This window comes from Bradyrhizobium sp. USDA 4503, assembly GCF_054055815.1.
The window spans coordinates 6,001,911-6,020,954 of record NZ_JBSRXS010000001.1; the positions used below are offsets into that span (position 1 = coordinate 6,001,911).

The following is a 19,044-nucleotide window of genomic DNA, read 5'->3' on the forward strand; positions in this document are numbered from 1 at the left end:
CGGCCTGAACGAACAAGAACGCCGGAGAGCACGAGTTCTCCGGCGTTTTTCTTTGCTTCGCGTGTCGGCCGGGCAGTGACGGCATCAACTTCGACGCCGCAAAAATTCATGATTCGCTGCCGATCTGCGCAACTGCATCGATTTCCGGCCGGCCTGATTTTGCTGGCGGATTCGGCGATCCCTCAAATTGTACCCATTGCGCTTAAGCGCCGTTCAGCATCCCCATTAAGTCGGAGGGAACGCATCGTCAGGTAGCGTCCCGGCGTCAGTCGTTACCGCGACGGGGATTTCATGACAGCCTTAGCCAACAACCAGACTTCGAAGCGCCGCCTCCTGCTGGCGTCAGATCGAAGCGATCAGAGCAACGAGCTCGCCAACATCCTGCGCTCGGTGGGCGAGGTCGATACCGTTCCGACCTCTGACATTCCCGAGCAGCCGGCCCGCGATCTCTCCGGCATCGTCGTCGACATCAATCTGCGCTCGCCCGAAGCCGTGCAACTCGTCCGCGCCAAGCTGCAGGCCGACGCCTATCGCGAGATGCCGCGGCTGTTCGTGCTGGCGGACGCCTTGCATCACGCCTCGATGCAGGCCTGGGCGCTCGGCGCCACCGACACGATCTCGCGGCCGTTCGATGCGCGCGGCATCCTGCAGCGCATCCGCGCCGCATTCCCCGACGACAGCGGCTATGACGAGACCGATCGCGGCAAGGCGCTCAACCGCGGCGTCGAAGCCGCGCACGGCGTGATGGTCAAGATGTTCGAGCGGATGCGCGCCGGGGAGCCGCTCAAGTTCGAGGACATCGTCGCCGCCGAGAACAAGATCCTCAAGGCGATCAAGCACAACTCGCTGCGCGAATGGCTGACCACGGTCGGCTGCCATCACCAGGAGACCTATCGCCATTGCCTGTTCGTGACCGGTTTTGCGGTTGCGTTCGCGCAGCACCTCGGCATGCGTGAGGACGATCAGCGCCGGCTCGCCCGCGCCGCGCTGCTGCACGACGTCGGCAAGGCCTTCGTCCCGGTCGCGCTGCTCGACAAGCCCGGCGCCTTGACGGTGGAGGAAATGGCCGAGATGCGCGAGCATCCGCGCCGCGGCTACGAGGCGCTGTCCGCGCAGGGCGGCTTCCCGCCGGAAATGCTCGACGTGATCCTGCATCACCACGAATTCCTCGACGGCACCGGCTATCCGAACGGCCTCAGCGGCAACCAGATCAGCGACATCGTCCGCGTCACCACGATCGTCGACGTCTATGCCGCTTTGGTCGAGAAGCGCGCCTACCGCCTGCAGTTCACCCACGCCAAGGCGTTCTCCATGATGGAGGAGATGGGCGGCAAGCTCGACCAGCAATTGCTGCAGGCGTTCCGCCCGGTGGCGTTCGGGCACTATTGAGTCCTCAACCCCATCATTGCTACGTCGCTTCGTCGTCGCAATGCCGGCTGAGGCGACGGCTCTAGCCAATCAACGCAAGTCGTGCTCCTTACCTCCGCCTAGATTCCGGTGATCATCGGCAGGACCGATGCTCCGACGGGTGAGGACGATCATGGATACGGCAACGACCGGGGATTTCGACATCCCCGCCGACATCGCGGCAACCCTCGTCGATCCCGTCGCCTATGCGGACGACCGCATCCACGACAGCTATCGTTGGCTGCGCGCCAACAACCCGCTCGGCATCGCGCGGCCCGAGAAGTTCGACCCGTTCTGGGTGGTGACCAAGCACGCGCATATCCAGGCGATCAGCCGGCAGAACGAGCTGTTCCACAACGCCGATCGGCCGACCACCCTGACGACGCAGGCGCTCGAGGAGCGCGTTCGCAAGATCACGGGCGGGCCCAATTTGGTGCGCTCGCTGGTGCAGATGGACGCGCCCGATCACCCGAAATATCGCGCGCTGACGCAAGGCTGGTTCATGCCGGCCAATCTCGGCAAGTTCGAGGCCCGCGTCCGCGAGATCGCGCGCGCCACGGTGCAACGCATGCTCGCGAGGGGCGGCGCCTGCGACTTCGTCGAGGATGTCGCGCTCGGCTATCCGCTGCACGTCATCATGGAGATCCTCGGCGTGCCCGAGGCGGACGAGCCGCGCATGCTCAAGCTGACGCAGGAACTGTTCGGGCCGCAGGATCCCGACACCGCGCGCGTCCGCGACGCGCTGAGCGCGGAGCAGGTCTCCGCGATGTTGCAGGCGATCATCGCCGACTTTTCCGCCTACTTCCGCAAGATCACCGAGGATCGCCGCCAGCACCCGCGCGACGATCTCGCCACCGTCATCGCCAACGCGAAGATCGGCGGCGAGTACATGCCGGAGCACGATCAGACCAGCTATTACATGATCGTCGCGACGGCGGGCCACGACACCACCTCATCCTCGACGGCCGGCGCGATCTGGGCGCTGGCCAGGGACCCCGCGGAATTCGCCAAGGTGAAGGCCAATCCGGACCTGATTCCGGGCCTGGTCGACGAGTCGATCCGCTGGATGACGCCGGTCAAGCATTTCATGCGCTCGGCCACCGCGGATACCGAGCTCGGCGGCCGCAAGATCGCCAAGGGCGACTGGCTGATGCTGTGCTACGCCTCGGGCAATCGCGACGAGGAGGTGTTCGAGGACCCCGATCGCTTCCGCAGCGACCGCAAGCCCAACCGCCATGTCGCGTTCGGCTATGGCGCGCATCTCTGTCTCGGTCAGTACCTCGCCAAGCTCGAGATGCGCATCCTGTTCGAGGAGCTGCTGCCGCACCTGAAGTCGCTGTCGCTCGACGGCGAGGTGAAGATGACGCAGGCCTATTTCGTCAACGGCCCGAAGAAGCTGCCGATCCGGTTCGAGGTGAATTGAGTACTTGTCCTTCCGGGATGGTTCGAAGGACTAGACCCGGAATCTCGAGATTCCGGGTTCGATACTAACGCATCGCCCCGGAATGACGCGATCAAGTCCGCCTCACTCCACCATCTTCCTGAGCTCCGCCTTCGCGACCTTCTCCAGCGTCGACCGCGGCATCTCGTCGACGAAACGGATTTCGCGCGGCAACTTGAAGTCGGCGAGGCCTGCGCGACAAGCGGCCATGACGTTGTCGTGGAGGTCGACGGGCAGCTTGGCGACGCCGGCCTGCGGGATGATGAAGACGACCGGCACCTCGTCCAGCATCGGATGCTTCTTCGCCACCACGGCGGCCTCGCGTACGCCCGGCACCACCGCGATCACCTGTTCGATCTCGGAGGCCGCGACATTCTCGCCGCCGACCTTCAGCATGTCCTTGGAGCGGTCGCCGAACTTGACGTAGCCGCGCTCCAGCATCGTGACGCGGTCGCCGGTGATGAAGTAGCCGTGCTCGTCGAAGCTTTCCCGCGTGGCCTTTTCGTTGTGCAGATATTCGGCGAACAGCGACAGGCCCGGGATGCCCTTGATCAGGAGGTTGCCGGTCTCGCCGACCCCGGTCGGCGCGCCGTCGTCATTGACGATGCGGATTTCGTATTCGGGAGCGGCGCGGCCGATCGACATCGGCGTGTTGGGCTGATCGACCTCGCCGATGATGCCGTGGGTGATGGTCTCCGTCATGCCCCACCAGCCGATGATCTTGATGCCGAACACGCTGAACGCCGGCGGCTCGTTCACGGCGGTGCCCCAGAGCCGGAACCTGTGATCCTTCGGCACCTCGTGCTCCAGTAGCGCCTTCATGCAGAACGGGATCGTCGAGGTCCAGGTCGAGCCATGCTCGATCGCCACCGGCCAGAAGCGGCTCGCCGAGAAGCGCGGCTGGATCACGCAGGTGCCCCCGACCCACAGGCTCGCCAGCATCGAATAGGCCAGCGCGTTGGTGTGAAACAGCGGCAGATAGGTCTGGTGCACGTCAAAGGCGTGCAGGTCCTGATGCGCGGCGTTGATCTTGGCGCCCCACAGCGCGTTAGCGTGGGTCCACAGCACCGCCTTCGGCCGCGACGTGGTGCCGGAGGTATATTGCACGCTGCAGGGGGCGAGCGGATCGGTCGGGCGACGCGGCCGGTCGGCGCTGTCGGCAAACAGCGCGTCAAAACTGTCGCCGTGCGCGGGCGTTTGTGCCGGCGCTTGCCCGGCGTCGTGCGAGGTCACCGCGATCCAGCGCAGGCTCCTGCAGTTGGCGGCGATCAGTTCTGCATAGGCCGGCTGGGTGATCGCGGCGACCGCGCCGCAATGGCCGGCAAAATATTCGATCTCGGCGGCGGCGGAACGGGTGTTGGTGGTGACGGCGATGGCGCCGAGTTCGACGCAGGCGAACCACGACATGATCGCCTCGACGCAATTGTCGAGATGGATCAGGACGTAGTCGCCTTGCCGGATGCCGCGCTTCGCAAGGCCCGCAGCCAGCGCGCCGACCCGCTCATGGAATTCGCCGTAGCTCCAGCGCCGTGCCGGCGTGTCGAACGGCGCCCAGATCAGGAATGGATGGTCGCGGCGCACCTCGGCGCGCATCCGCAGCAGCCATGGTACGTCGAGCCCCGCAAACGGTCCCACGATGCCTGGTGCTGGATTCGAGTTGGCCATATGTCCTCCCGCGCAGCCTTGTCGGCCGCCCTTGGTCTTGGTTGGGAGCAGTTCTGCCATCGGCGTGCGCCGAGAGCAAATCGGGATTTGCAAAGCGGTTTTGCGCTGAAGCAATCTGTTCCGCCGCACGGAAGAGATCGATTTATTCGCAGCATCCGTTATCGGGCGCGCCTTCGCACGCCGCGCCGGTTCGCAAGGACGAACGAAAGCTACGTCGCGTTCTTCTCGTACGACGAGATCTCGATCAGGCTGCCGTCGGGGTCGCGGCAATAGACCGAGCGCAGCGTGCCGCGCGCGCCCTGCTTGGCCACCGGGCCTTCCTCGATTCTGACGCCATTGGCCTTCAGATGTGCGACCACTTCCTCGGGCGTGCTCGAAGTGAGGAAGCAGAGATCGTCGCTGCCGGCCGCCTCGTGATCGGCGGTGAACCAGTCCACCTTGTCGGCATCGCGCGGCCGCACATTGATCTTCTGGTTGCCGAACACCAGCGAGGTGCGCGGTGTCTTGCCCTTGCCCGGGTCGAACACCTTCACCTCCATGCCGAGGATCCTGCTGTACCAGGCAACCGAGCGCACGACATCGGTGACGTTGATCACGAGATGGTCGAGCCCATTCACCTTGACGGACATGATCGATCCTCTTCGGTCCAGAGTGCTTTCGAGCGATGTGGTCGCCGGTTCTGGTGCGATCAGAGCCGAAGCTTAGTCTTTCGTCGCGGTCGGCGGCGCACGTGTCGCACTGGTCGCTTCAGGCATTGTTTGTTAAAACCGCGCCGCACGCAACGCAACAGAAACGGGCAGGGCGCCAAACCCTGCTGGATTGGGAGAAGCTTCATGATTTCACGCCGTACCGCGCTGGGCCTGATCGGGTCGGGGATTTCGACATTCGCGATCGGCCGCGCTTCCGCTGCCGACTATCCGGCGCGGCCGGTGCGCTGGATCGTGGGTTATCCGCCGGGCGGCGCCACCGACATCATCGCGCGCCTGGTCGGGCAGCGGCTGTCGGAGAGGCTCGGGCAGCAATTCGTGATCGAGAACAAGCCGGGCGCCGGCAACAATATCGGCACCGAGGCGGCGATCAATGCCGAGCCGGACGGCTACACCGTGCTGCTGGTCAATCCGGCCAATTACATCAACGCCTCGCTTTACGCCAATCTGAAGTTCAACTTCGTGCGCGACGTCGCGCCGGTTGCTTCCTTCAATCGCGTGCCGAACGTGATGACCGTCAACAAGGACGTGCCGGCCAAGACCGTCGCCGAGTTCATCGAATATGTGAAGGCCAATCCCGGCAAGGTGAACATGGCCTCTTCCGGCAACGGCACCTCGGTGCATCTCTCCGGCGAGATGTTCATGGCGATGACCGGCTGCAAGATGCAGCATGTGCCGTATCGCGGCGCCGCGCCCGCGATCACCGACATGCTCGGCGGCCAGGTGCAGGTGATCTTCGACAACATGCCCTCGATCATCCAGCACATCCGCTCCGGCGCGCTGCGCGCGCTGGCTGTGACCTCAACGGAGCGATCCTCGCAACTGCCCGATGTTCCGTCGGTTGCCGAAACTGTAAAGGGCTACGAGGCGAGCGCGCTGTTCGGCATGGGCGCGCCGAAGAACATGCCGAAGGAAGTTATCGCCAGGCTCAACACCGAGATCAACGCCGTGCTCGCCGAACCCGACATGAAGAAGCGCCTGGTCGAGCTCGGCGGCGATCCGCTGATCCAGACGCCGGAAGCCTTCGGCAACGACATCAAGGCCGAGACCGACAAGTGGAAGAAGGTGGTCGAGTTCGCCGGCCTCAAGGTCGAGTAGGCCTCGCAAGAGGCGCGATGCTGGATCGCGCGGGACAAACGTGGCCCGCGTGGTACAGCCGGTCCCTGGCCGAAGCCGGTTTCGTCGGCCTTGACGCGGAATAAAATGACCTTCAGGAACCTTATCAAAGATGCCGCACCTGGCTAACTGCGGCGTCCGAGGAGCCGGATCATGCGCGCATCGGGATTGGCAATGCTTGTTCTGGGAACGATGACGCTCGCAGGCGCGGTGAGTATCACGCCCGCTTCCGCCGATCCTTATGACTACCCATGGTGCGCGCAGGGCCCGAGCCTGGGTTATCCCGGCGAATGCGCTTACCGGACCTACCAGCAATGCCTCGCGAGCGTGTCCGGCCGCTATCTCTATTGCGGCGAGAATCCGCGCTTCCTGTTCAGCGAACCGCCGCCGCCACCACCGGGCCGCTATCAGCGTCGGCACCGGACCATTTATCCCGACTAGCGTTGCGGCATCACCGCAAGGCAGTCTGTCGCCACTGTTCCTGACGTTCGTCCCTCGCGTCGGGTCCATGCTGACGTGATCGTGAAGCCGCGCACTTGACGTCACGCCGTTTGCGCCTATACTAAACCACATGGTTAAGTATCAGGATGAGACGCTGGACAGCACCTTTGCGGCGCTTTCCGATCCCACCCGTCGCGCGCTGCTGGCGCGGCTCGGCGACCAGGAAAGCCTGTCGGTGAGCGAGCTGGCGCAGCCATTCGCGATGTCGCTGCCGGCGATCATGAAGCATCTCGACGTGCTCACCGATGCGGGTCTCGTCGCGCGCGAAAAGACCGGCCGCACGGTGGCGTGCCGGCTCACCGCACGGCCGATGGAGCAGGCGATGAACTGGCTCAATCGCTATGCGCAATTCTGGTCCGACAATCTCGACCGCCTTGCAGCCTTTGTGGAGGAAGAACCATGGCAAACCAATCCGCAGTCGCCGCCGACGCCGGCCTCGCCGCGCGCCCAAGCCTCACCCTCACGCGGCGCCTCCGCGCGCGGCCGGAAAAAGTCTACGCCGCGTGGACCGAGCCGGAAAATCTAGCGCAGTGGTTCGGACCGGGTGGGGTCAAGCCGGCCACGACGCGTGCGGAGCTCGATGTCCGCGTCGGCGGACGCTATCGCATCGGATTCATCGGCACCAACGGCGAATATCACGAGGTCGGCGGCGTCTATCGTGAGGTGGTGCCGAACGAGAAGCTGGTGTTCAGCTGGGCCTGGCATTCGACGCCCGAACGCGAATCCGAGGTAACGATATCGATCAAGCCCGATGCCGGCGGTACGTTGCTCACCTTCCATCACGCGCAGTTCGTCGATGAGACAGCCCGCGACAACCACCAGCGCGGCTGGACCGCATTCCTCGGCAATCTGGAAAGCTTCGTCGACGCCTGACCTGCAAAGGAGCATCCCATGCAACAGCACATGATCGTCTCGCGCGAAGAATGGATCGCAGCCCGCAAGGCGCTGATGGCCGGTGAGAAGGAACTGACCCAGGCCCGCGAAGCGCTCAGCCGGCAGCGCCGCGAACTGCCCTGGGTCAAGGTCGACAAGGACTATGTGTTCGACGGGCCGGGCGGCAAAATGACGCTCGGCGATCTCTTCAAGGGCAGGCCGCAACTCGTGGTGCAGCATGTGATGTTCGCGCCGGAGTGGGACGCGGCGTGCAAGAACTGCTCGTTCTGGGCCGACGGTTTCGAGCGCATGGTTCCGCATCTCGCCGCACGCGACACCACGATGATCGCGATTTCGCGGGCCCCGCTCGTCAAGCTCGACGCATTCAAGGCGCGGATGGGCTGGACCTTCGATTGGGTCTCCTCGGGAGAGAGCGACTTCAACTACGATTACGGCGTGTCGTTCACGCAAGGGCAGATCGATGCGGAGGACGCGAAATACAATTATGGAACGACGCCGCTCTATGGTCCCGAACTGCCCGGCATCAGCGTGTTCTTCCGCGATGAGACAGGGAGCGTGTTCCACACTTACTCGACCTTCGCGCGCGGCCTCGACATGATGAATGCCGCCTATCACTATCTCGACCTGACGCCGCTCGGCCGCCACGAGGAAGGATTGCCCTATCCGATGGATTGGGTGCGGCTACGTGACCAGTACCAACCGGCGCCGGTTCAGGCATCCTGCTGTCACTCCTGATCGTCATTGCGAGGGGCTCTCGACAAAATTGCGGAGCAATTTTGCGCGGAAGCGACGAAGCAATCCATTCCTCGGCGTTTGGAGAGATGGATTGCATCGCTGGCGCTCGTAATGACAGGGAGCCCAAACAGCAGGAAACCGCCCAATGCCTTACGTCGATGGATTCATCGTCGCCGTGCCGAAGAAGAAACTCAAAGCCTATGCGCAACTCTCGAAGAAGGCCGGCAAGGTCTGGCGCGAGTATGGCGCACTGGATTATCGCGAATGGGTCGCCGACGACGTCAAGCCAGGCAAGCTGACCTCGTTTCCGCAGAGCGTGAAACTGAAGGCCGGCGAAACCGTCGTGTTTGCCTGGATCACCTACAAGTCGCGCGCCCAGCGCGACCGGATCAACGCCAAGGTGATGGCCGATCCGCGCCTGGCATCGATGAGCATGGGTGACGTGCCGTTCGACGGCAAGCGGATGATCTATGGCGGCTTCGCCAGCCTGGTGAAGGTCTGACGCGGCACGGTTTCGCCGCAATCCGCGCAGTAACCGGCTGTTAAATATCACGCTCGGCAAGCTGCGCGATGCCGCTTGCGTTTACTTGGTGATCCCGTATACTTTGCAATACAAAGTTCTGGCGAATCATGCGTGACCTCGACAAGGCGTTGGCCGATATCCTCGCCATCCGCAGCCAGATTGCGGCCGGAACGGCGTTCCGCGGCTACGGTCCGGCGACCATCGCCGCCACCAGCGGCATCGCGCTGGTCACGGCGCTTGCGCAATATCTCTGGCTCGCCGATCCCACCGCTCATCCGATCGCGTTCCTCGCAGGCTGGGCGGCGGCCGCGTTGGTCTCCGCCGTGCTGATCTGGATCGAGATGCAGGCGCGCTCGCGGCGGCATCATTCCGGCCTTGCGGACGCGATGGTCCAGCAGGCGATCGAGCAGTTCGTTCCCGCGGCGATCGCCGGCGTGCTGCTCGCGATCCTGCAATGGAAGTTCGCGCCCGAGACGTTGTGGATGCTGCCCGGCCTGTGGCAGGTGCTGGTCAGCCTCGGCGTGTTCGCCTCGGTCCGCCTGCTGCCGCGCACGATCGCGCTCGGCGGCGCCTGGTATTTCCTGTCGGGCTTCACGGTGCTCTTGATCGCAAGCCAGAGCCACGCGCTGTCGCCCTGGACCATGGGACTGCCATTCGCGATCGGCCAGTTGCTGCTCGCAGCGCTGCTCTATTTCGCTTCCGGAGGCCATGATGCCGAAGACTGACCTGACCGCCGCGCCGTTCGCCTATGACGGCCTCGACCGCGTCATCCACGAGAAGGCGCGGCTCGGCCTGCTGACCTCGCTGATGGCGCATCCGAAGGGGCTCGCCTTTGCCGATCTCAAGCAGCTCTGCGGCCTGACCGACGGCAACCTCAGCCGGCACCTCCAGGTGCTGCAGGAGGCCGGTCTCGTCGACGTCATCAAGGGCTATGAAGGCAATCGTCCGCACACCACCTGCCGCCTGACCAAGAGCGGTCGTCGCCGCTTCCTCGACTATCTCGCCGTGCTCGAGCAGCTGGTGCGTGACGCGGCCAAGGCCGCCGGCACGGCCGAGAGGGCCGCCGGCACGGCAGAAAAGGCCGCCGGCAAGGACGACCGCGCAGCTGGCCGCCTCGGTATCCAGCCGGTTTGAACCATCTCATTTTGTCCGGAGACTTTGTGATGCAAAGTAACGTCGCGCTCAAGCCGGAAGCCGCCTTCAGGCTCCATGTCGGCATCATCATGGATGGCAATGGCCGCTGGGCAACGCGGCGCGGCCTGTCACGGCTGCGCGGACACGAGGCCGGCGTCGAGGCGATCCGCCGCATCGTCGAGGCCGCGCCGGACCAGGGCGTCGGCACGCTGACGCTCTACGCCTTCTCGAGCGATAATTGGCGCCGTCCGAAGGCCGAGGTCGCGGCACTGATGGGGCTGCTGCGCTTCTATCTCGCCAACGAGATCGCTGCGCTGGTGCGCAACGGCGTTCGCCTCACCGTGATCGGCCGCCGCGACCGGCTGCCCGACGGCATCGCCGCCGCGATCACGCGCGCCGAGGCCGAGACCGCCGGCGGCACCACGCTGCATCTGCGCATCGCGATCGATTATTCGGCGCGCGACGCCATCCTGAACGCCGCCGCGCGCGCGGCCGGCGCCGGCGAGCTCAGCCGCGAGACGTTCTCCGATCTCATTACCGGCGAGGCCGGGCTGCGCGACGTCGACCTGATCATCCGCACCTCGGGCGAGAAGCGGCTGTCGGACTTCCTGCTCTGGGAGGGCGCTTATGCCGAGCTGCATTTCACCGAGCGGATGTGGCCCGAATTCGATGCCGACGATCTCGCCGACGCACTCGGCTCCTTCCATCGCCGCGAGCGCCGCTTCGGCGGACTGACCGCGATCGCGCCGGCGGAGGTGCCGAACCTCTAACGCGTCAAGCCGCGCCAACTGCTCTATTCCTAAAGCCCGGCCGGGGGGTTGGGCTCTCTCTCACAAGATGCGGGGACGAACGATCACGCCAACCAAAGCGGGAGCGATCATCCATGCGCATTCTTCTCATCAACGTGCCGCATCCGGCGATCGGCAGCCGGATCCCCGACGACCATCTGCCGCCACTCGGCCTGCTGTCGATCGGCGGGCCGCTGATCGATGACGGCCACGACGTTGGTCTTATCGATGCTGAGTTCGGGCCGATGCCGGTCCAAGCCATCGTGGCGGAGGCATCGAGATTTGCACCGGATGCGGTGCTGTTCGGCCATTCCGGCTCGACGTCGGGCCATCCTGTCATCGCCGAGGTGGCGCAGGCGATCGTCAAGGCCGTGCCCGGTGTGCGGATCGTCTATGGCGGCGTGTTTCCGACCTATCACTGGCGCGACATCCTGCGCGAGGAGCGCTACGTCACCGCGATCGTGCGCGGCGAGGGCGAAGAGACGGCGCGGCGTCTGATGCGGGCGCTGGAGGCCGGCGAGGATCTCCGCATCATCAACGGCATCGCATTCCGTGACGATTACGGGCCGCGCGTGATGCCGCCTGCGCCTGTCATCCGTGATCTCGATGCCTATCGCGTCGGCTGGGAATTGATCGATCACGCGCGCTACAGCTATTGGGGCGGCCTGTGCGCCGTCGTCGTGCAGTTCTCGCGCGGCTGTCCGCATCTCTGCAATTACTGCGGCCAGCGCGGCTTCTGGACGCGGTGGCGGCACCGCGATCCCGTGCGCTTTGCGAAGGAGCTGGCGCGGCTCCATCGCGAGCACGGCGTCAAGGTGATCAATTTCGCCGACGAGAATCCGACCGTCTCGAAGAAGGCGTGGCGGGCCTTTCTCGAGGCCCTGATCGCGGAGGATGTCAATCTGATCCTGGTCGGCTCGACCCGCGCCGACGACATCGTGCGCGACGCCGATATCCTGCATCTCTACAAGAAGGCGGGCTGGCAGCGCTTCCTGCTCGGCATGGAGAACACCGACGAGAAGACGCTGGAGCTGATCCGCAAGGGCGCGACCACCACGATCGATCGCGAAGCCATCCGTTTGATGCGCCAGCACGGCATCCTGTCGATGGCGACGTGGGTGGTCGGCTTCGAGGAGGAGACCGATCGCGATCATTGGCGTGGTCTCAGGCAGCTGTTGTCCTATGATCCCGACCAGATCCAGATGCTCTACGTCACGCCGCATCGCTGGACGCCGTATTTCCGTCTCGCGGCGGAGCGGCGCGTCATCCAGACCGATCGCAGGCTCTGGGACTACAAGCATCAGGTGCTGGCGACCCGGCACATGCCGCCATGGCGCGTGCTGCTCTGGTTCAAGTTCACCGAGATGGTGCTGCAGTGCCGCCCGAAGGCGCTGCTCCGCGTGCTGCTCCACCGCGACGCCGGACTTCGTCACGCGATGCGCTGGTACACGCAGATGGGCCGCCGGGTCTGGCCGCACGAAATCCTCGGCTTCCTGCGCGACAAGAGGTTAAAGAACGGGCCCACCGTGCAGGAATTTTGGGGCGCGCCGCAGGATATGGAGGAGGAATCGATGTCGTCGCACCGGCCCGAGCGCCGCGTCGGCCCATCACGCGCGGCGTAAGTCGATACCGTCTTGTCGGGTTCTGGATATCTGACGCTGATGACTGGACGCCTCAGTCATCAGCGCGATAATTTCCAGGTCGGCTGCGCAGAACAAAAAGAACCGTGGCGGTCGAGGCGTCGAGTTGAGCATACAGGTTGCGATCTTAAAAATATTGGCCAGTCACGTCCGCGGCAAAGCCACAATCAATTCACTTAAGCACGATCTCGCCGTGCTCTCATCGAGCGGCGACGATTGGCATGCGCGGATCAAACGTCTGGCGTCGCGGGTCCCCGAACTCGACATCTTTAGCCATGGCTATGTGCTCCGTGACGTCGAAGGCTGGGAGATCACATCGGCCGGTCGCGAGTTCCTGCGTGCACTGGAAGCGGTCACGCAAGACAATCTGCCGTCCGCGCCATCGGCCGATACCGTAATCCGCGCCGAGGGCAGGCTGATCGTGGTCGGTCACCGCTTCAAGAATCGGGTGCGGGCACCGAGTGATCCCGAACAGAGCACATTGGCGCGCCGCCGGCCGATCCGCGAGCCGCATTGAACCTCACTGCGCTGCACGCGACCTACCTTCGGGACGTGGCTCCGGAGGTCGCAAATGACTGCTTTGGCTCAATCGATCGCACGCGCGTTTCCGGCCAATTCGCTTCGGAGCAGCATCGCCCGGCATCTCCTGCTGTTCGCCTTGGCGGTCCTGCTCGTCGCGGCGCTCAGGGCAGGCTACGGCCTCGATCTCAGCGCCGGTCTCTTTTAGCCGCGCGACAAATTATCCGGCGGCAAGTCATATCGGGTTAACCGGACCGGGGTAGCCAGGCGCACGCTCTCCTTGCATCTCGAACCCGGGCCGGTTTTCCATGGATAAGCCGATGCGCTGCCAGTGCGGCAGGACGCGAACCATTGTGCTCGACAAGCATTTCCGCACCGCGCTGGTATGCCCGAAATGCGATGAAGTTCAGCCGGCCGGGCCGGCGAGGGCGGAGGAACGGGTGTTAGCCGCACGCTAACGCGGTCGTGTTCGGCGCCGAAACCCGCTAGGTTCCGTCCGACGAAACGGACCAAAGCGAAACCCGATGCCGCAGCCTTCCGACACCGCCGCCATCACCCTTGCCGACATACGCCGTGCCGCGGATGTGATCCGGGATGCGGTCATGGTCACGGCCTGCAACGAGAGCCGCACGCTGGGCGAGATCTGCGGCTGCCGCCTGTTCCTCAAATTCGAGAACCTGCAATTCACAGCGACCTTCAAGGAGCGCGGCGCGCTGAATCGTCTGCAGGCGCTTTCGCCCGCGGAACGGAAGCGCGGCGTGATCGCGATGTCGGCCGGCAATCACGCCCAGGGCGTGGCCTATCACGCCAAGCGGCTCGGCATCCCCGCCACCATCGTGATGCCGATCGGCACGCCAATGGTGAAGATCGAGAACACCAGGCGGCACGGCGCCGAGGTCATCATCACCGGGCAGACGCTGGAAGAATGCTTCGCGTTCGTTGGCTCGCATGCTGCGCAGAAGGGCCTGATCCTGATCCATCCCTATGACGATCCGCTGATCATTGCAGGGCAAGGCACGATCGGACTGGAAATGCTCGCGACGGTGCCGGAGCTCGATATCCTGGTGGTACCGATCGGCGGCGGCGGGCTGATCTCGGGCATCGCCACGGCCGCGAAGGCACTGAAGCCGTCGATCCAGGTCGTCGGCGTGCAGGCCCAGCTCTATCCGTCAATGTACAATGCGGTCAAAGGCGAGCAGCTGCCGATGCGCGGCGACACCCTCGCCGAGGGCATTGCGGTCAAGGCGCCCGGGCAGATCACCACGAAAATCGTGCGCGAGCTCGTTGACGACATCATCCTGGTCAGCGAGGACCAGATCGAGCGCGCGGTCGCGACCCTGATCTCGATCGAAAAGACGGTGGTCGAAGGCGCCGGCGCCGCCGGTCTCGCGGCGGTGCTCGCAGCTCCCGAGCGCTTTGCGGGCAGCTCAGTCGGCCTGGTGCTGACCGGCGGCAATATCGACACCAGGCTGATTGCCTCGGTCCTGACCCGCGAGCTCGCGCGCGAGGGACGACTGACGCAACTGGCGCTCGACATCGTCGACCGGCCCGGACAGCTCGCGGCGGTGTCGATCCTGCTTGCCGATGCCGGCGCCAACATCATCGAGGTCTCGCATCAGCGCACCTTCTCCGATCTTCCGGCGAAGGCGACGCTGCTCGAGCTCGTGATCGAAACCCGCGACCGCGCCCATCTGGAGGAGGTGTTGGCAAGGCTCAGCGCCGAAGGATTCGCGGTGCGGGAGAGTTAGCTGTCAGACTGCTTGACCGTCATCCTGAGGCGCGAGCGGAGCGAGCCTCGAAGGATGAATCGGCCACCAGCCGGGCCGTGCATCCTTCGAGACGCGCGCAAGTGCGCGCTCCTCAGGATGACGGATTTCAATGGGCGAACTAACCCTCGTTGTCCCCCGCCGCCAGCTCGGCGAGCTTCGCGATGGTGTTGATGTTGCGCGCGGTGCCCTTGGCGGCGGCGGGGATCTTCAGCTTCGAGCGGCCCATGCCGCTGCCATAGGCGACATAGATCTCGCGCTTGCCGAGCCGCACCTCTTCGTCCTGCTGGCCCTTGATGTCCTTCAAGGCGTCCTTGGGCGGCGGCTCGTCGAGGAAGATCGCGACAGTATAGTTCGGCGGCGCTTTCGGAAACGGATTGGCCTTCAGCACCGCGGCGATCTCGTCCGCGCTGCGGACGGCGACGCCGACCGGCTTGCCGGCATAGGCCTGCAGCCGCCGCTCCAGCGTCGCCTTGACCTTGGCCGCGCCGAGCTTCGAGGAGAACACGACATTGCCGCTGGCGATATAGGTCTGCGCGTCGGCAAATCCCTCATCGCCGCACATTGCCTTCAACTCGGTCATCGGTAGCTTGCCGGTGCCGCCGACATTGACCGCGCGCAGCAGGGCGACATAACGCGGCATCGACTAGCCGTCGGTTTTCTTCTTCGCAGGCTTCTTGGCCGGCGGCGGCTCTTCCATCGCCTTCTTCATGGCGCGCGCATAGGCGTCGGCGGCGTTCTCGGCCGAATTCTGCAACCGCTTGGCGGTCGCGGTTGCGTTCAGCATCGTGCTCTTGGCCAGGAAGCGGAAGCGCGCCTTGGTCTCCTTGTCCTTGGCCTTGGCGGCGCGCGTGACCCAGACGGCCTGGCGTTTCTTGGCAGCCGCCATCACGGCCTTGGTCTGCGCTTTTGCGGTTTGCCGGATGACGGCGTCGAGGTCGGCTTCGGCCATTCAGTTGCACTCATTGACTGGACATGCGCCGGGGCGGGCGCACGGAGGGAGGGGAGCTACCCCTAGCGTAACCGGTGCCGTTTGAACATGCGATCGTTTTGCGAATTCCCGGAGGATCGCATCGACCCTGCACCGAGGCTTGCGCGGCGTGCGCTAGTCTCCTGACGACCCCGGCGGCACCTTCGCGCCGGCGAGCAGTCTGGCCAGCTCCACCTGCCGGCCCAGTCCGGTCTTGGCCAGCACCGCCTTGAGCTGGTTGCGCACCGTTTCGCGGGAGATGCCGAAAGCGCCCGCGATTGCCTCGACGGTGCGTCCTTCGCCAATGCCGCGCGCCACACGCGCCTCCGCCGGCGTCAGGTCGAACAGGCCCTGCAGCACTTCCGCGGTCGGCACCTCGGCCGGCACCACCGGCGTCACGATCACGATCGCCGCCGCGCGGTCGAACAGGTCACGCGCCGCGCCGTGGATCGGGACCAGATGCACGATCAGCGGCGGCCGATCCTCCTGCGCCGCGATCGGCACCGAGCGCACCTCCACGCTGATCAGTCCCTGATCAAGCGCGGCCAGCGCCTGGGCGAACAGCGTGTCGGCAGTGGTCGCCGCCAGCGTCAGGCGCTCGCCGCGATCCTGCATCACGTCGGGCACCAGGCGGTCGAACAGCGTGTTGGCCGTCATCAGACGGCCGCCGCGCCGCAGCACTGCCGCGGGCAGGCCGAGCATCGCCAGCGATTCGGTTGCCGCCCTGGCGCGCTCCATCCCGAGCCGCGCCGACAGCAGCGCGGCACGCGCCAGATGCGGCCGCAGCGCGTCGAGCTGCTCGATCGCTTCGCGCTCGATCGGCCCGTGCTGGTATTCGCGCTCGACGCTGTAGATCAGCACGTCGCCGCTCGGCACCGGGATCGCAGTACCGGCGCCCCATCCGAGCCCGCGCGGGCGGAAGAATTCGCGGATCTGGAAATCCTGCTGCACCTCCTCGGGCGTATCGAAAACGTCGATGTCGCGCAGGAAGCCGGCATGGTTGGCCGCGAGCAGGCGCGGCAATCGCCCGTTGCGCTCGTGCCAGCCGCCCTCGACATAGGCCACCGTGTCGTCGTGCATGTCGGGGGACGCGACCCAGCGGACGTCGTGCGGGGCCGCCGTCAACAGCACGATACCGCGCGCCCGCGCGATCGCGCCGACCTGATGCAGGACATTCGGCCACAATTCGGGGACGACCGCGGCCTCATAGGCCAGTTCAATCAGATGCTCGTGCAGGTCGTTCGCCATCGGTCATCCCAAAAACCGTTGTTGCCCAATAGATAAACCCATCGACCCCGGAAATATTGCGTAGAGTAATTCGGCCCAACCCACGAGTCCGGGTTATTCCGGTGCGCGTTCACGCGCATCAGGAGGGAACTCCGACGTTTTCGCCGCCTCTTCTTCGCGATTTTCGCGCGGCGGCCGGGGTCTCGCTCGCTCGGCTGCGATCCGGCGCGCGGCCGCCGGCGCACGGACGACGAAGGCGAAGCTCGATGCCAGGTCGGCGGGGCGGCCCCATGACTTGATAGAGACTTGATGAAGACTCGATAATCAGGGCCTGACGATCATCGCCGCGCGCGGCAAAATCGAAGCTACGTGACAGATGGAAACATTCCGAAGCATCCCGAAACCGGATTGGCATGACTGGCGCTGCGCCAAGCCCGCCGGCGTCACACATTTGCAACGTTGCACGCGATCGTTCGAGCATGAACATCCTTTAATTTGTATCCGCGCAATCCGTGGCGCCAGCTAGGGCATGATCCGGAAAAGTGCGAAGCGGTTTTTCGAAAAGGATCATGCCTAACGGGCGGCCTAAGGCGCGATGACGATTCAAACCGGGTCTGATCGCGCTTTTTAGCGGCCACCTCTGACATTCATGCGAGCCATCGTCGGCTCGGGGAGGGCCGATGATCAGCCGCAGGGCGCTTTCCGGATTGTTGATGACGCTGGTCGGCCCCTCGTCGCGGGCCGGCAGCGACAGGCTGGCGCTGGGCCATTGCCAGGGATCATGCGCGAATGTCGACTTGCCGACCCTTGGCTACGATCAGTTCTGCCGGTCGTTGTTCGATATCGCGGCAAGCGGCAGGCTGCATGCGGTCGCAACCGGTTCGGAGATTCGCGGAGAGATGCGATCTCTGTTCCGGGCGCGGCGGCTTTATCGGCCGTCGCACGACGAGATCCGGGTGCTCTGGCGCGCGCCGGCGGAGGGCTTCTCGGTCGTGAAGGTCGAGTTCGATCTGGAATGCGGCGTGCCGGTGCGCGGATGTCTTGGAATTCCCGACGGAGAATTCAAGGGGTTGATCCTGCTCGGCCACGGCATGGCGAGCACGCCGGAGCGCTGCTTCGACGATGCCGACAAGGACTACATGAACGCGCTCGGCAAACGGCTATGTCGGGACGGTTACGTCGTCTGGTGTCCTTACATCGTCCAGATCGGAAATCAGGAGAGCCAGAACAACATCGCCGCGATGCTGGCATCTCACGGCATCTCCGCCCACAACGTGTCATGCGCATCGCTCGACGCCGGCGAAATCGTTTGCAGAAAGCTCACCGGCGTGTCGGGTTTGAATGTCGGCGTCTACGGGGTGTCCTGGGGCGCCTTTCTCGCGCTGCATCTGGAAGCCGCGACGGGGCAGATGCGGCCGACTGTTGTGTCCGGATATATGCGCGACGAGAAGAGGTTTCTGACGTCATCCGTGATCACCAGGAATCTCGGCGTCGAACTCGCGGCTTACATTCATTTCAGCAACGGCCGCGCCAAGTACGCCGGCGCGGAGCTGGCGTACTTGCTCTGCCCGTGCCCGCTGTTCGTCGAGATCGGGAGCCGTGACGGTGCAAACGCGCTGGAACTTGGGCGGGATGAAAAGTTTTCTCAAATGCAGTCGGTCTACGCATCGTCAGGCCATCCGCATTTGATCGACATGGACATCTTCGACGGTGTGCACGAGGTCAGCGGCAAGCGCGCGCGGCCGTGGCTATCCGAACGTCTGGCGTCGCCAGCCTATCAAGACACCTCTCGCTTGAAGAACGCCATCGCGCTGTGAGCGCAGCCTGACCTCGAGGGTACCGAGAGTGCGCTCGTGTGGGATCACATTGACGGGAGCTTTCGGCGACGGCGGCATGCACTGAGCCGGTCCGCGCGGCCGCAATGGCTGTGTCATGGTGGCGTCGCAGCGCTTCACAAAGCTGGCTGTCGTCGGGATCGGCGCAACGATCGCGATCAGCTTACAGCATTGTC

At 64.6% G+C, this 19,044-nt stretch carries 20 protein-coding genes and 1 pseudogene; 16 read left to right on the plus strand and 5 right to left on the minus strand.

Going from position 1 to position 19,044, the window contains the following annotated elements:
• The first annotated feature begins 291 nt into the window (after positions 1-291).
• Both ACVMIH_RS28625 and ACVMIH_RS28630 read left to right on the plus strand, forming a co-directional pair.
• Positions 292-1,389: an HD-GYP domain-containing protein gene (locus ACVMIH_RS28625; protein ID WP_076824550.1), complete on the plus strand. Its 1,098-nt coding sequence runs from the start codon at positions 292-294 to the stop codon at positions 1,387-1,389.
• 151 nt (positions 1,390-1,540) lie between these two features.
• Positions 1,541-2,830: a cytochrome P450 gene (locus ACVMIH_RS28630; protein WP_076824552.1), complete on the plus strand. Its 1,290-nt coding sequence runs from the start codon at positions 1,541-1,543 to the stop codon at positions 2,828-2,830.
• Between the two features lie 102 nt (positions 2,831-2,932).
• Here ACVMIH_RS28630 and ACVMIH_RS28635 read toward each other — a convergent pair whose 3' ends face one another.
• Positions 2,933-4,513, minus strand: a complete 1,581-nt coding sequence (locus ACVMIH_RS28635; protein ID WP_456864219.1) for an AMP-binding protein — start codon at positions 4,511-4,513, stop codon at positions 2,933-2,935.
• Between the two features lie 209 nt (positions 4,514-4,722).
• The gene (locus ACVMIH_RS28640; RefSeq protein WP_057015344.1) at positions 4,723-5,142 is read right to left on the minus strand and encodes a VOC family protein; all 420 of its coding nucleotides are present in this window, start codon (positions 5,140-5,142) and stop codon (positions 4,723-4,725) included.
• Between the two features lie 204 nt (positions 5,143-5,346).
• Between ACVMIH_RS28640 and ACVMIH_RS28645 the strand changes: the two genes are divergently transcribed.
• The 13 genes and pseudogenes from ACVMIH_RS28645 to ACVMIH_RS28705 all read left to right on the plus strand — a co-directional run bounded on the left by ACVMIH_RS28645 (position 5,347) and on the right by ACVMIH_RS28705 (position 14,818).
• Positions 5,347-6,318, plus strand: a complete 972-nt coding sequence (locus ACVMIH_RS28645) for a Bug family tripartite tricarboxylate transporter substrate binding protein (protein WP_057015345.1) — start codon at positions 5,347-5,349, stop codon at positions 6,316-6,318.
• A gap of 171 nt (positions 6,319-6,489) precedes the next feature.
• Positions 6,490-6,777 (plus strand): DUF3551 domain-containing protein, encoded by a 288-nt coding sequence (locus ACVMIH_RS28650; protein WP_057015346.1) that lies wholly within the window; start codon positions 6,490-6,492, stop codon positions 6,775-6,777.
• 130 nt (positions 6,778-6,907) lie between these two features.
• Positions 6,908-7,363, plus strand: a complete 456-nt coding sequence (locus ACVMIH_RS28655; RefSeq protein ID WP_156436043.1) for an ArsR/SmtB family transcription factor — start codon at positions 6,908-6,910, stop codon at positions 7,361-7,363.
• Positions 7,348-7,710: pseudogene (locus ACVMIH_RS28660) on the plus strand (SRPBCC family protein); the annotation flags it as partial. The gene ACVMIH_RS28655 and the pseudogene ACVMIH_RS28660, both read left to right, overlap by 16 nt.
• Positions 7,711-7,728: 18 nt before the next feature.
• Complete coding sequence (locus ACVMIH_RS28665; protein WP_253588320.1) at positions 7,729-8,466, plus strand: DUF899 domain-containing protein; 738 nt, start codon at positions 7,729-7,731, stop codon at positions 8,464-8,466.
• A 145-nt stretch (positions 8,467-8,611) separates the two neighbouring features.
• Positions 8,612-8,968, plus strand: coding sequence for a DUF1428 domain-containing protein (locus ACVMIH_RS28670; RefSeq protein ID WP_028335567.1), 357 nt, complete (start codon positions 8,612-8,614; stop codon positions 8,966-8,968).
• A 128-nt stretch (positions 8,969-9,096) separates the two neighbouring features.
• Positions 9,097-9,714, plus strand: a complete 618-nt coding sequence (locus ACVMIH_RS28675) for a hypothetical protein (RefSeq protein WP_456864222.1) — start codon at positions 9,097-9,099, stop codon at positions 9,712-9,714.
• Complete coding sequence (locus tag ACVMIH_RS28680) at positions 9,701-10,123, plus strand: transcriptional regulator (RefSeq protein ID WP_168856613.1); 423 nt, start codon at positions 9,701-9,703, stop codon at positions 10,121-10,123. Before ACVMIH_RS28675 ends, ACVMIH_RS28680 begins: the two co-directional genes overlap by 14 nt.
• Positions 10,124-10,152: 29 nt before the next feature.
• Positions 10,153-10,893 carry a di-trans,poly-cis-decaprenylcistransferase gene (locus tag ACVMIH_RS28685; RefSeq protein ID WP_057015350.1) on the plus strand — a complete coding sequence of 247 codons (741 nt, stop codon included), beginning with the start codon at positions 10,153-10,155 and terminating at the stop codon, positions 10,891-10,893.
• Between the two features lie 113 nt (positions 10,894-11,006).
• Complete coding sequence (gene bchE / locus ACVMIH_RS28690) at positions 11,007-12,533, plus strand: magnesium-protoporphyrin IX monomethyl ester anaerobic oxidative cyclase (RefSeq protein WP_456864224.1); 1,527 nt, start codon at positions 11,007-11,009, stop codon at positions 12,531-12,533.
• Positions 12,534-12,744: 211 nt separating this feature from the next.
• Positions 12,745-13,068 carry an aminoacyl-tRNA deacylase gene (locus ACVMIH_RS28695; protein WP_225646649.1) on the plus strand — a complete coding sequence of 108 codons (324 nt, stop codon included), beginning with the start codon at positions 12,745-12,747 and terminating at the stop codon, positions 13,066-13,068.
• Positions 13,069-13,122: 54 nt separating this feature from the next.
• Positions 13,123-13,278, plus strand: coding sequence for a response regulator (locus ACVMIH_RS28700; protein WP_307720376.1), 156 nt, complete (start codon positions 13,123-13,125; stop codon positions 13,276-13,278).
• Positions 13,279-13,594: 316 nt separating this feature from the next.
• Complete coding sequence (locus ACVMIH_RS28705; protein WP_057015354.1) at positions 13,595-14,818, plus strand: threonine ammonia-lyase; 1,224 nt, start codon at positions 13,595-13,597, stop codon at positions 14,816-14,818.
• 139 nt (positions 14,819-14,957) lie between these two features.
• Here the strand turns inward: ACVMIH_RS28705 and ACVMIH_RS28710 are convergent, their stop codons facing one another.
• The 3 genes from ACVMIH_RS28710 to ACVMIH_RS28720 form a co-directional block, all read right to left on the minus strand.
• The gene (locus ACVMIH_RS28710) at positions 14,958-15,479 is read right to left on the minus strand and encodes a DUF1697 domain-containing protein (RefSeq protein ID WP_253638143.1); all 522 of its coding nucleotides are present in this window, start codon (positions 15,477-15,479) and stop codon (positions 14,958-14,960) included.
• A gap of 3 nt (positions 15,480-15,482) precedes the next feature.
• A complete protein-coding gene (locus tag ACVMIH_RS28715) occupies positions 15,483-15,788 on the minus strand; it encodes a hypothetical protein (protein ID WP_253638142.1) in 306 nt (101 codons plus the stop codon).
• Positions 15,789-15,941: 153 nt separating this feature from the next.
• Positions 15,942-17,054, minus strand: a complete 1,113-nt coding sequence (locus tag ACVMIH_RS28720; RefSeq protein WP_057015357.1) for a helix-turn-helix transcriptional regulator — start codon at positions 17,052-17,054, stop codon at positions 15,942-15,944.
• A 659-nt stretch (positions 17,055-17,713) separates the two neighbouring features.
• Here ACVMIH_RS28720 and ACVMIH_RS28725 point away from each other — a divergent pair.
• Entirely contained in the window at positions 17,714-18,850 is a 1,137-nt protein-coding gene (locus ACVMIH_RS28725; RefSeq protein ID WP_057015358.1) for a hypothetical protein, read from the plus strand.
• The last annotated feature ends 194 nt before the right edge of the window (positions 18,851-19,044 follow it).

Excerpts from the sequence above, each read along its gene's own strand:
- ACVMIH_RS28705 (WP_057015354.1), top strand. The coding sequence starts at position 13,595 with ATGCCGCAGCCTTCCGACACCGCCGCCATCACCCTTGCCGACATACGC.
- ACVMIH_RS28670 (WP_028335567.1), top strand. The coding sequence starts at position 8,612 with ATGCCTTACGTCGATGGATTCATCGTCGCCGTGCCGAAGAAGAAACTC.
- ACVMIH_RS28625 (WP_076824550.1), top strand. The coding sequence starts at position 292 with ATGACAGCCTTAGCCAACAACCAGACTTCGAAGCGCCGCCTCCTGCTG.
- ACVMIH_RS28655 (WP_156436043.1), top strand. The coding sequence starts at position 6,908 with ATGGTTAAGTATCAGGATGAGACGCTGGACAGCACCTTTGCGGCGCTT.
- ACVMIH_RS28685 (WP_057015350.1), top strand. The coding sequence starts at position 10,153 with ATGCAAAGTAACGTCGCGCTCAAGCCGGAAGCCGCCTTCAGGCTCCAT.
- ACVMIH_RS28665 (WP_253588320.1), top strand. The coding sequence starts at position 7,729 with ATGCAACAGCACATGATCGTCTCGCGCGAAGAATGGATCGCAGCCCGC.
- ACVMIH_RS28650 (WP_057015346.1), top strand. The coding sequence starts at position 6,490 with ATGCGCGCATCGGGATTGGCAATGCTTGTTCTGGGAACGATGACGCTC.
- ACVMIH_RS28700 (WP_307720376.1), top strand. The coding sequence starts at position 13,123 with ATGACTGCTTTGGCTCAATCGATCGCACGCGCGTTTCCGGCCAATTCG.
- ACVMIH_RS28640 (WP_057015344.1), bottom strand. The coding sequence starts at position 5,142 with ATGTCCGTCAAGGTGAATGGGCTCGACCATCTCGTGATCAACGTCACC.
- ACVMIH_RS28630 (WP_076824552.1), top strand. The coding sequence starts at position 1,541 with ATGGATACGGCAACGACCGGGGATTTCGACATCCCCGCCGACATCGCG.
- ACVMIH_RS28675 (WP_456864222.1), top strand. The coding sequence starts at position 9,097 with ATGCGTGACCTCGACAAGGCGTTGGCCGATATCCTCGCCATCCGCAGC.
- ACVMIH_RS28715 (WP_253638142.1), bottom strand. The coding sequence starts at position 15,788 with ATGGCCGAAGCCGACCTCGACGCCGTCATCCGGCAAACCGCAAAAGCG.
- ACVMIH_RS28725 (WP_057015358.1), top strand. The coding sequence starts at position 17,714 with ATGATCAGCCGCAGGGCGCTTTCCGGATTGTTGATGACGCTGGTCGGC.
- ACVMIH_RS28710 (WP_253638143.1), bottom strand. The coding sequence starts at position 15,479 with ATGCCGCGTTATGTCGCCCTGCTGCGCGCGGTCAATGTCGGCGGCACC.
- ACVMIH_RS28645 (WP_057015345.1), top strand. The coding sequence starts at position 5,347 with ATGATTTCACGCCGTACCGCGCTGGGCCTGATCGGGTCGGGGATTTCG.
- ACVMIH_RS28635 (WP_456864219.1), bottom strand. The coding sequence starts at position 4,513 with ATGGCCAACTCGAATCCAGCACCAGGCATCGTGGGACCGTTTGCGGGG.
- ACVMIH_RS28720 (WP_057015357.1), bottom strand. The coding sequence starts at position 17,054 with ATGGCGAACGACCTGCACGAGCATCTGATTGAACTGGCCTATGAGGCC.
- ACVMIH_RS28680 (WP_168856613.1), top strand. The coding sequence starts at position 9,701 with ATGCCGAAGACTGACCTGACCGCCGCGCCGTTCGCCTATGACGGCCTC.
- bchE (WP_456864224.1), top strand. The coding sequence starts at position 11,007 with ATGCGCATTCTTCTCATCAACGTGCCGCATCCGGCGATCGGCAGCCGG.